Genomic DNA, 11,581 nt, shown 5'->3' on the forward strand with positions numbered 1-11,581 from the left:
TCATTTTGCTAAAAATATAGTACCAAAACACGAGGTATTTGACGATAAATTGTCAAATACCTTGCTTTTTTATGTATCAATCACTCTTTAAATTCGCCTTTTAAGAGGAGACTGCCATGCTTATAATCCTCTCACTTTTTGTCTAAGCTAAAATGTATCAATTAACGTTAGAGGGTTTTCATATGAAAGGCTTAGGATCAATTAGTATTTTACACGTTGTCTTCTTATCCATGACTGTCATTGGCTTAAAAAATCACGTGACAATTATTCCCCCGCTACTTGATGCTGCTGGAAGGGATGGATGGATATCTGTACTAATGGCCGCAGCTATACTATTCTTTTGGCTATTTGTTTTAGTTTATATTCAAAAAAAGACAAATCAGGAACCTATCAGGGACTGGTTAGATGGAAAAATTGGAAAAATCGGCTCCACAATCATCATTTATAGTATAGCAATATTTTTACTCATCCTCTCTGCTTTTACGATGGTTGAAACATTGCAATGGGTGAACACAACATTTTTACCTCAAACTCCAGTCATAATACTATTAATCATTTATACAGTTCTTTGTCTTTTACTCGTTACAACAAGTTTACAAACCATTGCTATTTTAAATGTCTTTGTATTATTCGGTGTAGTAGTCTTTGGATTTTTTGTCGCATTTACAAATTTACAAGTAAAAGAATACGGGTTATTACGTCCGTTTTTCGAGCATGGATTCAATCCTATTATGAAAGGGATGATTTATCCGGCTTCAGGATATATTGAACTATTTATGCTTTTATTTTTACAACATCAATTTAAAGAGCGTATTCGTTGGTATCAATTTGGCATCATGCTTTTCATTTTAATGGGGCTGACTTTAGGACCGCTTATCGGTGCAATTACAGAATTTGGTCCAACCGAAGCTGCAAAGCAAAGATATCCGGCTTACGAGGAATGGGGTCTAGTATCGATTGGTCGCTATATTGAGCATCTTGACTTTTTCTCTATTTACCAATGGCTTACTGGAACATTTATACGAGTTGGCTTCCTTTTATATATTACAGCGGATTTATTGAAAATGACTGGGGACCCGAAACGAATATGGAAAATGCTGGCTCCCCCTTTCTTTCTACTTTGTCTACCGTTAATTATTTTAAATGAAAACATACTTTTCAAGGTGAAAGGGAACTATATATTAACAGTTACTTTTATTTTCTTTTTTCTATTATCAATTTTTTTCGTACTAGTAGCTTTCTTTTCAAATAAGTCTTCAAAAAAGGGGAAGCCTGACAAACAAGAAATGGAAAGTGGTGAATCATAATGCCTCAGCAGGAGAAGGCTATAGATCTAAACACCTTAAAAAAACTATTTCAAAAATCAGCAGATATTCAATTTCAGGAATATACATTTAATCAACAAAAGGTTCAATTCATAACCTGTGATGCGATGATAGACCAACACCTGCTCAACGAAGTCATTATTCGGCGTATCCAATTTCTTTATGATCATTTAGCTGATACATCCTTTGAAGAAAATGTTACCAATCAACTTCATATTCCGACTCTTCAAAAAGTCAAAGATAAAGAAGAAGCCATTACCTTTGTATATACTGGTTTTTTATTGCTTTATTTTGAAGAAGAAGGACTTTTATATGCTAGTAATATTGCTAAAAAGCCTAACCGAAATCCAGAAGAAACGAGAATGGAGGTTCTCGTTAAGGGTCCAAGGGATAATTTTATTGAAGATATTCGCATCAACATTGCACTGTTGCGCAAACGTTTACCTACGAATTCATTTTGTGTAGAAAAAGTGGAAGTAGGAAAACGTTCAAAAACAACCGTGGCCATTCTTTATTTTGATGATATTGTCGATATGGATATTTTACACGGAATAAAAAAGCAACTGGCATCTGTAGATACAGATATTGTCTTTAGTGGAGATATATTAATGGAGCGAATTAATAAAAACTCCAAACTGTTCCCAAAATTCGATTATACAGGGCGGCCTGATTATGCTATTCAGGCTCTAATTAGAGGTCGTTTTCTCATTCTCGTCGATGGTGTAGCATATGCCGTCGTCACACCTGTAAATTTATTTTTATTACTAAAATCTGCAGAAGATAATGAATATCCTGTTATTTTCAGTTCTATCGAACGACTTTTGAGGATTTTGGGGATTTTAATTGGTTTACTGTTGCCTGCATTTTGGCTCTCTTTAACGACTTATCACCAAAATCAACTGCCATTTCAGCTTTTAGCAACAGTTGTACAAGCCAAAACAGGTCTACCCCTCCCCTCCTCTCTCGAAATGCTACTAATGCTATTAATGTTTGAATTGTTTCGTGAAGCCGGTTTACGTCTGCCTTCCGTTATTGGAGGTACGATAAGCGTTGTTGGTGGTTTAATTATTGGTGATGCAGCCATTCGCGCAGGTGTGACAAGTCCAGAAATGATTGTAGTTATTGCTATCTCTACCATTGCATCATTTACTCTCGTTAACCAATCTCTTGTCACAACTATCAGTATTTTGCGTATTGCTTTCATTCTTGCCAGTGCATTTTTGGGTTTATTTGGATTTTTTATATCCCTTTACCTCACACTTCTTTATTTATGTAATATCCGAATCTATGGTTACTCTTACATGAATCTTGCAACAGATTTAAATTGGTCAACTATAAAAAAATCGCTCTTCCGCTTATCAGCAAAAAGCTACACTGAGCGTAATAAAGCACTTGCACCTCAAGATTCCACTCGTACCTCTAAAACAGTGAGAAGCAATGAAGGAAAAAACAGACAATAAGAAATATCCCCTCAAATGAGCGTTTCAATTTGAGAGGATATTTCAATTTAAGTGATGCCATTTTTAGTTCAATTCAACATATTTCTCCACGGATGGTTCTTCTTGTCCTTTACGAAACTGAATATGATGGAGCTTAGCGAAAATTCCATTTTGTGCAACAAGTTCATCATAAGTACCATCTTCTTCAATTCCATTTGGTGTGACGACTAAGACTCGATCAGCATTGCGGATGGTTGCCAGCCGATGGGCAATAACTAAAGTTGTTCGATTTTCAGCAAGCTCTGTTAATGACTGTTGAATAATCATCTCTGTTTCTGTATCCAAAGCAGATGTTGCTTCGTCTAAAATTAAAATAGGTGGATTTTTTAAAAACATTCGAGCAATGGCAATTCGTTGCTTTTGTCCACCGGAAAGCTTTAAGCCACGCTCCCCGATTTGTGTCTCGTAACCATTGGGAAGCTCTGCTATAAATGCCTCTAAATGTGCCTTTTTAGCCGCCTCACGAATTTCTTCGTCACTAGCACCTAATTTCCCATAGGCAATATTTTCTCGAATAGTACCTGTAAATAAAAAGACATCCTGCTGTACAATACCAATTTGAGAACGTAAAGAAGACTGTGTCATATTTCGTACATCAATCCCATCAATCGTAATGGCCCCACTACTTACTTCATAGAACCTCGGAATTAAAGAACAAATCGTTGTTTTACCCGCTCCGGATTGTCCAACAAATGCAATCGTTTGTCCAGCATGTACGTCAAAGGAAATATCCGTTAACACAGTTTGTGATGTATCATAATTGAAATGAACATTGTTAAATGAAATATCTCCATAAAGATGTGTAACAGACTTTGCTCCTTCACGATCTTGAATTTCTGGTTCCTGTTCTATTAACTCACGGAAGCGTTTAAAGCCAGCCATCCCCTTTGGATAAAGCTCTAGCAATGCACTAATTTTATCGATTGGTTTAATGAGGACATTTGTATACAAAACAAAGCTTACTAGCTCACCATAAGATAATTTTCCATTAAAGCTCAGCCATGCCCCAACAACAAGCACTACTAACGTTAACAAACGTGTCATCATATAAATACTAGAGTGTGTTCCTGCCATAATTTTATAAGCATACAATTTGGCAGAGCGGAAAAAGCCGTTTTGCTCCTTAAAGCGTTCAATTTCAAAAGCTTCATTTGTAAAGGATTTGACGACGCGTACACCAGATACACTATCCTCTACACGGCCATTCACATCAGCGATTTTCCCATACATTGTTTTCCATGCATTGTTCATTTTGATATTACTAAATGTAACAAGCCATGTTAAAAACGGCACCATAATTGTGGCAATTAATGCTAGTGTTGGATTAACATTAAACATAATAGTAAAGGCCCCAACAAACGTCATAATCGCGATAAATAAATCCTCAGGCCCATGATGTGCAAACTCCCCGATATCAAATAAATCATTCGTAATACGGCTCATAATATGACCTGTTTTCGTATTATCAAAAAACCGGAATGATTGACGCTGAACATGGGTAAATAACTCCTGTCGCATATCTGTCTCGATATTAATACCTAGTTTATGTCCTAAGTAGTTGACGATAAAGTTAAGGACTGTACTAAGTACATAAACAAGTAATAATAACACACTTACTTTGACAATCATGCCCCAGTCACCTGTAGGTAATAGTTCGTCTATAAACCACTGAACAGCTAGAGGAAATGCGAGTTCTAGAATTGCCACAATAATTGCGCTCGAAAAATCGATCACAAATAATCGCTTATGTGGTTTGTAATATGAAAAAAACTTTCTATACATGTATGTCTCCTCTCTATGCTGCTAAACATTTCAACTTATCTCCAATAGTACCACTTGTTCAAATTATTCGGTAAAGTATTTTTTCACCATAACTTCACATTTTTATTTGCAATAAATTAGAAACATGATATAATCCATGTATAAAGAATTGAATAGCTTTTGACAATTATGTCAAGGGGGAGTAGCTAGCAGATGTAAACAAAGCATCTGATTTCACATTCGTCATTACATGGTCCTGTACCATCGGGTGTGAAGGCATATCTTAAATTATAAGATATTTTCTGTGTAATAAACAGTTAATTGCTTAGCAAGACCTTTGCCTATTTTTTAGGCAGGGGTCTTTTTCTTTGCCTAAAAATGCAAACAATACGTTAAAAGCAGTACATTCATTTCTGTTCTAACTACTAAGGAGGAAACAAATTTGGAGGCAATTTTATTAGAATACGCATGGGTACTCATCGTATTAATCGTACTAGAAGGTTTATTAGCCGCTGATAACGCAGTCGTTATGGCCGTTATGGTTAAACATTTACCAAAGGAACAACAGCAAAAAGCTCTATTATATGGTTTAGTGGGAGCATTTATTTTCCGCTTCGCTGCACTATTCCTTATTACAACGCTCGTTAATTTCTGGCAAATTCAAGCAATTGGTGCTGCCTACTTATTATTCATGTCTGGTAAGCATATTTATGATTCACGGAAGGCTGCACAAAACCCCGAAGAAACCCAAGAGCCTAAAAAACAATCTGGCTTCTGGATGACTGTTATGAAAGTTGAACTTGCCGACATCGCCTTTGCGGTAGATTCAATTTTAGCAGCTGTCGCAATTGCAGTAACACTACCACATATCGGAAATTTTGATATCGGCGGTATTAATGCGGGTCAATTCGCCGTGATGTTCCTAGGTGGGATTATCGGTGTGATCATGATGCGTTTTGCGGCTCGTTGGTTCGTGTCAGTTCTTGAAAGATTCCCATCACTAGAAACAGCTGCCTTCCTAATCGTAGGCTGGGTTGGTGTAAAGCTGGCTGTTCTAGCATTAGCACACGAAAAACTAGGTATAATTCCACATGATTTCCCACACTCAACAACGTGGACAGTTATTTTCTGGACTGTATTAATTGGTATTGCCCTTGGTGGATATTTAGTTGGAGTGAAAAACCAAAAGAAAGATGCACAATGATTAGTAGAAAAATCGCCTAGACATACCATCTTGGCGATTTTTTTTGGTTCCATACTATTTCTCAGAGCATCCAAACCATTTAAAGATGGAGGAAAATGCCCCAAACTCCTGCCGAAATACTGGCTAGTCCAGATCCTCAATGGTTTGTATCACAATTCGAAGAAGCTTGGCAGTCAATCGTCAGAAAGGAAGGGGGCATTTTGTGAAAACTTCACATTGTCCCTTACACTTACATTTAATAAAGAACCAACTTTTGGCTCATCACCAAAAGTTGTGGATGACATTTTTAAAAATATATGCACTGTATATTGGTTGGTTGGAGTGAAAGCTGGGCAACTCCTAGGAGATTAGCGTCACAGATTAGACCCTGGAGCAAGCAACGCGAGTAAAGCGGCTCATTCGGACGCCCCCTGGAAGCTTTGCTCTGTGCGAAAGCGTAGCGACAGCAACAACAATTGTTTTATCTGTGCGAAAGCGTAGCGACAGCAACAATTGTTTTATCTGTGCGAAAGCGTAGCGACAGCAACAATTGTTTTATCTGTGCGAAAGCGTAGCGACAGCAACAATTGTTTTATCTGTGCGAAAGCGAAGCGGCAGCAACAATTGTTTTATCTGTGCGAAAGCGAAGCGGCAGCAACAATTGTTTTATCTGTGCGAAAGCGAAGCGGCAGCAACAATTGTTTTATCTGTGCGAAAGCGAAGCGGCAGCAACAATTGTTTTATCTGTGCGAAAGCGAAGCGGCAGCAACAACAATTGTTTTATCTGTGCGAAAGCGAAGCGGCAGCAACAACAATTGTTTTATCTGTGCGAAAGCGAGCGGCAGCAACAACAATTGTTTTATCTGTGCGAAAGCGAAGCGGCAGCAACAACAATTGTTTTATCTGTGCGAAAGCGAAGGCAGCAACAACAATTGTTTTATCTGTGCGAAAGCGAAGCGGCAGCAACAACAATTGTTTTATCTGTGCGAAAGCGAAGCGGCAACAACAACGTGTTTTTATCTGTGCGAGCGAAGCGGCAGCAACAACAATTGTTTTATCTGTGCGAAAGCGAAGCGGCAGCAACAACAATTGTTTTATCTGTGCGAAAGCGAAGCGGCAGCAACAACAATTGTTTTATCTGTGCGAAAGCGAAGCGGCAGCAACAACAATTGTTTTATCTGTGCGAAAGCGAAGCGGCAGCAACAAAGCGCCCAGTCGGAACGGAAATCAACCACACGTTATGGTGATGAACCCAAATTTTTAAAAGTACGAAACTTTTTAGAAATTGATTCGTATAGTTAATATTATTAAAAAAAGAAAGGATTCTTTATTATGACTTATGCAAACCGCAATCATAACTTGAACAAAATTTTGAAACACTTCGCCTTTATGTGGGTGCTGACAGTAGTCGGTATGTACATTGCTACATTATTACCTCCTGCTATTATCATGCCGCTATCCATTATTACAATTGTGCTTCTTATCATCGCCTGCTTTGTGCGAAGTCTGAAACTCGCTAATTCCATTATGTATACGATCCCCTTTTTAATGGGAATTTTACTATTTTGGACAACACAATTTTTCATTGCAGAGCTAGGACAACAGCTTGTGTTAATTGTTTTCGTAGCGACCGTAGCCATCTTCATTGTGCTAGCACTGATTGGTATGATGATGAATAAAGACATTTCCAATTGGGGAAGCTATTTATTCACTGTATTAATCGTCGTACTCGTATTTTCGCTAATATTTATGTTTATCCCTGTTAGCAATATGGTAGGTTTGATTATAGCTGGAATTACCGTGCTATTATTTAGCCTGTATACTGTGTATGATTTTAATCAAATTAAACATAATCACGTTTCAGATGCTGAAGTCGTTGGTATGGCCTTAAATCTTTACTTAGATTTTATTAATTTATTTACTAATCTGCTAGAAGTAATTTGGCGATTAAAAAATGAGTTTGAATAAAATGAAACTTTAATCAGTGGGGGTTTCTTCATCCCCCACTGATTTTTAGTCTTTACCAATCGGGCTTTTTCGGGCAGTTATTCACCCACCTCCCATCTTCACTTTCGGTACAGATAAATTTTTTCTAATTGAGAACTAATATCATTTGTATTACGGTCTATCTTCGTTGTATACTAAAAGACATCATCAGGTATTTACTACTAAGGGAGGAAAACTTTTATGTTATCTGAAAAACTACACACAGCACTAAACGAACAAATGAATTTTGAATTTTACTCAGCACATGCCTATATGGCGATGGCGGCATATTGCACAGATCAAGATTACGATGGCTTTGCCAACTTCTTTTTAGTACAAGCTGAAGAAGAACGCTTCCATGCCATGAAATTTTATAATTTCCTAAGTGATATGGGCTACCGCGCAACAATCCATGGCTATGATAGCCCAGAAAATCATTTTGATTCGATTTTAAATGCCTTTAAATCTGCTCTTTCACATGAAAAAGAAGTGACTCGCCGCATTTATAATTTATCCGATATCGCTTTAGATGAACGCGAGCACGCAACAATGGCTTTCTTAAAATGGTTCATAGACGAGCAAGTAGAAGAAGAATCAACGTTTGACACATTAATCCGTAAATTTGAACGCATCGAAAATGACTCCAACGCAATCTTTATGCTTGACGCTGAGTTAGCGAGTCGTACATTTACACCTGATGCTGAAGCATAGAATTAACTAGCTGATATTAAAGAAAAAAGAGAAATCGATGCTGTTCGATTTCTCTTTTTTCTTTGTTTGATCTTTAATGAGCTACAGTTTTGAGATTTATCGAGAACTTTTGATTGTTTATCGACTAACTTTTTCGATTTATCGACCAACTTTATAGATTTATCACCCAACTTTCGAAAAATATCGACATCTCCCCCTTTTCATCCAATAGACGTATATCATCAAATCCTAAAATACGCATTTCATTATTTGGGTCAAGCGCAATTGTAATACCTGTACGAAGTGGTGAAATGGAAACGGACTTGACGATGATATGCTGTTCTTCAAAACTCATTTCTTCATTCAATTCATAGGTTTTCGTTTTCGCTATTGGCTTTTTAAGTGAAAATGGGATTGTAAGCTCTGTTTGTTTTTCATCTGCAAATTGTAAATATAATTTAAATTCGGCATTGTCGTAATTAATAGGACTCTTAAATGTAGCCTCAAATTTTCCTTCAATCAAAAATGTTTCCTTTTTGTCAAACCAGCTGTAACTCATTCCAGGAAGTAATACCTTACCATTGAGAAATAGGAATGAGTTTAGATTCTTTTGTAGCAAAACAATATACGGATATCTTAATATCAAAAATCCTTGAAAGCTTAAATAAAGAAAAAAAACCTAATAATATGGTCGCTCTTAGGAGCGGCCATTTATTTTGAAATAAGGAGGAATATTCAATATATAACAAAAGCACTTTATACATTTATGTACAAATTTTACTGTTTTTTCGCTACAATAGTATCAATAACCACTTGTGTATGTGAATGGTAATTTTGCTCGTTTCAATTGTATGTAAAGTACAATGAGAGAATTTGATGGCTTAATAGTACTCGAAAAATACACGATTGGCTGAACTTTAAAATAGGTCTTGCTTTGGTGAATGAGCGTAAGAAGAAGTTTCTGAATTAATGGTTATTTAAGGCTATTCCCTCTCTAACCTTTTGGACGTGTAGTTTTGTAAAAAAGATTGGTTGTTTATAAAAAAGATAGATAATTTGAAATGAAAGGAACTTAAATAAAAATTCAAAGGAGACGATTATAGGGGGGCTTTGATGTCAAAAGACAAAAAATATATACAAAAAAAGGTGCAGGGTAAATATAGGAGAGTAAAAAAACAAAACAGCGTTAATAAAGATTTCGATAAAAAAGAGTTTATTATTCTAGCTATAATAGTTTTGATAATTTACTTTTTGAATGCTTTTATCCCAGAATTTTAGAAAAGTGTATTTTCCGAGCAGGGAAGATTATTATCCAAAAATAATTATTGAAAAAAAGAGTAGTGCAAGTACGAACTACTCTTTAGTTTTTAATTTTTAATCATAAAAGGCCATAACTATTAATGATATCTGTCATTTCAAAACGTTCGTGATTCGATACAGTGTCACCGATTTCTATGTCCTCCTGTAAATCTAGACACATACGTTTTTCCCGCATATCATGACAAATATTGAGTAAAATTCGGACAAGCCACGTACCAAAATAAGCTGATTCTTTTACGGTATGTATCTTTTTTAAGCTTCGATAAGTAGCTTCTTGCACCGCCTCAACGGCATCATGCTCATTTTTTAAATAGGCGAATGCCATACGGTACATTGTCTCTTCATATTGACTAAGTAGCTGTAAAAATGCTCGTTCATCTCCAGCCATCGCACGCCTTATTAACGATTGTTCATCCATCAGATTCACTCCCTTCTATTTATTAGACAGTCGAGCTGACATTTTCGTTCGATTTATTTTCATTTTAAAAATACGATGTTCTTCCCTATTAGTATTCAAAAAGAAAACATATCCAAAAAAATCATGGATATGTTTCATCAGAAGTTATTTATTCATTTCCTTCAGAGTTTACTTTCGTCGCTCATATGGCTTAGCTGCTTCGCTAGCTTTAAAATTATAGACGGGTGTAATCACTTTTAATATCTCAGCAGTTTCCTCGATAACAGATGTAATTTCTGACATCGGCTTATATGCCATCGGAGCTTCATCCAATGTTTCTTCATTTACGGATGTTGTCCAAATACCTTGCATCGTTTCTTTAAAATCTTCCATGTTTAATGCTTCTTTTGCAGCACGTCGAGAGTACATACGCCCTGCTCCATGTGGTGCAGAGTAATTCCAATCTGCATTCCCTTTCCCCATACAAATAAGGGAGCCATCTCGCATATTCATAGGAATTACGAGCTTTTCTCCTTTATTTGCTCGAACAGCTCCTTTTCTTAACGTCATCGTATCCGTATCAATATAGTTATGGATCGTATCAAACGTTTCGTTAAAGTGCCAGTTCATATGCTTAGCAATCGTTTCGGCAATTGTCCAGCGATTCATCCGAGCATATTGCTGAGCAATTTTCATATCCTGAATATAATCATGAAAATACTCGCCCTCTAAATAGGCCAAATCTTTTGGTACAATAGGATTTTGTTCTTTATAAGCTTTAATCATCGCTTGAATTTCTTTTTCTCGCCCCTGATTTTTCAGTTCGGCTATTTTTTCTTTTAAATCTTCTCGCTGCAATGTTTCATAGGCTCTTTTTTGATGCCAATTCGCTACCTTAGCTCCGACATAACGCGAGCCAGTATGGATAAGTAAATAATGTGTACCTGCTTCGTCTTTTGCAAGCTCAATAAAATGATTGCCTCCCCCAAGTGTACCAAGCGATAAATTCGTGTAGTCATCCTTTAAACCGCTCGCTACAAACTGTCTCCCGTCGAATTCAACAAAATGTCGTGCAGGCGATACTTCCTCATGGATATTCTGCCCGCTTGGTATATGTGCTCGAATTGTAGCATCAAGTTTAGAAAAATCTATATCCGTCTCTTTTAACTCAGCTACAAATACACCGCAACCTACATCAATACCTACAAGGTTGGGCACTACACGATTCTGAAGCTGAATCGTTGTGCCAATAACACAGCCCTTTCCTGCATGATAATCTGGCATAATCCGTACTTTTGTTCCTGCCATAAAAGCCTGATTTGCCAATTCTTTAATTTGATCGATAGCTGATTGTAATGCTGTATTAGAATAGATTTTTGCTTCGGTAAAACGTCCGTTAATCTGAATCATTTTAATCCCT

At 36.7% G+C, this 11,581-nt stretch carries 11 protein-coding genes; 7 read left to right on the forward strand and 4 right to left on the reverse strand.

Annotated elements, in window-relative coordinates; translation table 11 throughout:
- The first annotated feature begins 182 nt into the window (after positions 1-182).
- Both QUF91_RS16190 and QUF91_RS16195 read left to right on the forward strand, forming a co-directional pair.
- On the forward strand, positions 183-1,307 hold the full coding sequence (locus QUF91_RS16190) for an endospore germination permease (RefSeq protein ID WP_289418534.1): 1,125 nt from the start codon (positions 183-185) through the stop codon (positions 1,305-1,307).
- Positions 1,307-2,785, forward strand: a complete 1,479-nt coding sequence (locus QUF91_RS16195) for a spore germination protein (RefSeq protein ID WP_285394969.1) — start codon at positions 1,307-1,309, stop codon at positions 2,783-2,785. Before QUF91_RS16190 ends, QUF91_RS16195 begins: the two co-directional genes overlap by 1 nt.
- Before the next feature lie 63 nt (positions 2,786-2,848).
- On the opposite strand, the gene QUF91_RS16200 is transcribed toward QUF91_RS16195, so the two are convergent.
- Positions 2,849-4,606, reverse strand: coding sequence for an ABC transporter ATP-binding protein (locus QUF91_RS16200; RefSeq protein WP_285394968.1), 1,758 nt, complete (start codon positions 4,604-4,606; stop codon positions 2,849-2,851).
- Between the two features lie 421 nt (positions 4,607-5,027).
- On the opposite strand from QUF91_RS16200, the gene QUF91_RS16205 reads away from it, so the two are divergent.
- The 4 genes from QUF91_RS16205 to QUF91_RS16220 all read left to right on the forward strand — a co-directional run bounded on the left by QUF91_RS16205 (position 5,028) and on the right by QUF91_RS16220 (position 8,465).
- Entirely contained in the window at positions 5,028-5,789 is a 762-nt protein-coding gene (locus QUF91_RS16205) for a TerC family protein (protein WP_285394967.1), read from the forward strand.
- Positions 5,790-6,281: 492 nt separating this feature from the next.
- On the forward strand, positions 6,282-7,070 hold the full coding sequence (locus QUF91_RS16210) for a hypothetical protein (RefSeq protein ID WP_289418537.1): 789 nt from the start codon (positions 6,282-6,284) through the stop codon (positions 7,068-7,070).
- 30 nt (positions 7,071-7,100) lie between these two features.
- Positions 7,101-7,736, forward strand: a complete 636-nt coding sequence (locus QUF91_RS16215; RefSeq protein ID WP_289418539.1) for a Bax inhibitor-1/YccA family protein — start codon at positions 7,101-7,103, stop codon at positions 7,734-7,736.
- A 219-nt stretch (positions 7,737-7,955) separates the two neighbouring features.
- Positions 7,956-8,465 (forward strand): ferritin, encoded by a 510-nt coding sequence (locus QUF91_RS16220; protein ID WP_285394965.1) that lies wholly within the window; start codon positions 7,956-7,958, stop codon positions 8,463-8,465.
- A gap of 151 nt (positions 8,466-8,616) precedes the next feature.
- Here QUF91_RS16220 and QUF91_RS16225 read toward each other — a convergent pair whose 3' ends face one another.
- Complete coding sequence (locus QUF91_RS16225) at positions 8,617-8,967, reverse strand: DUF5643 domain-containing protein (protein ID WP_289418542.1); 351 nt, start codon at positions 8,965-8,967, stop codon at positions 8,617-8,619.
- A 590-nt stretch (positions 8,968-9,557) separates the two neighbouring features.
- On the opposite strand from QUF91_RS16225, the gene QUF91_RS16230 reads away from it, so the two are divergent.
- Positions 9,558-9,722 (forward strand): hypothetical protein, encoded by a 165-nt coding sequence (locus QUF91_RS16230; RefSeq protein ID WP_285394962.1) that lies wholly within the window; start codon positions 9,558-9,560, stop codon positions 9,720-9,722.
- 100 nt (positions 9,723-9,822) lie between these two features.
- On the opposite strand, the gene QUF91_RS16235 is transcribed toward QUF91_RS16230, so the two are convergent.
- Together QUF91_RS16235 and QUF91_RS16240 are read right to left on the reverse strand one after the other, a co-directional pair.
- Positions 9,823-10,182 (reverse strand): sigma factor, encoded by a 360-nt coding sequence (locus QUF91_RS16235; protein WP_289418544.1) that lies wholly within the window; start codon positions 10,180-10,182, stop codon positions 9,823-9,825.
- A gap of 168 nt (positions 10,183-10,350) precedes the next feature.
- Positions 10,351-11,571 carry an RtcB family protein gene (locus QUF91_RS16240; protein WP_289418545.1) on the reverse strand — a complete coding sequence of 407 codons (1,221 nt, stop codon included), beginning with the start codon at positions 11,569-11,571 and terminating at the stop codon, positions 10,351-10,353.
- Positions 11,572-11,581: the final 10 nt, after the last annotated feature.

Source organism: Lysinibacillus sp. G4S2, assembly GCF_030348505.1.
Taxonomy (GTDB): domain Bacteria; phylum Bacillota; class Bacilli; order Bacillales_A; family Planococcaceae; genus Lysinibacillus.

Bases quoted from the DNA above. Each gene is read 5' to 3' on its own strand.
- QUF91_RS16190 (WP_289418534.1), top strand. From the start codon at position 183: ATGAAAGGCTTAGGATCAATTAGTATTTTACACGTTGTCTTCTTATCC.
- QUF91_RS16195 (WP_285394969.1), top strand. From the start codon at position 1,307: ATGCCTCAGCAGGAGAAGGCTATAGATCTAAACACCTTAAAAAAACTA.
- QUF91_RS16200 (WP_285394968.1), bottom strand. From the start codon at position 4,606: ATGTATAGAAAGTTTTTTTCATATTACAAACCACATAAGCGATTATTT.
- QUF91_RS16215 (WP_289418539.1), top strand. From the start codon at position 7,101: ATGACTTATGCAAACCGCAATCATAACTTGAACAAAATTTTGAAACAC.
- QUF91_RS16220 (WP_285394965.1), top strand. From the start codon at position 7,956: ATGTTATCTGAAAAACTACACACAGCACTAAACGAACAAATGAATTTT.
- QUF91_RS16230 (WP_285394962.1), top strand. From the start codon at position 9,558: ATGTCAAAAGACAAAAAATATATACAAAAAAAGGTGCAGGGTAAATAT.
- QUF91_RS16235 (WP_289418544.1), bottom strand. From the start codon at position 10,182: ATGGATGAACAATCGTTAATAAGGCGTGCGATGGCTGGAGATGAACGA.
- QUF91_RS16240 (WP_289418545.1), bottom strand. From the start codon at position 11,571: ATGATTCAGATTAACGGACGTTTTACCGAAGCAAAAATCTATTCTAAT.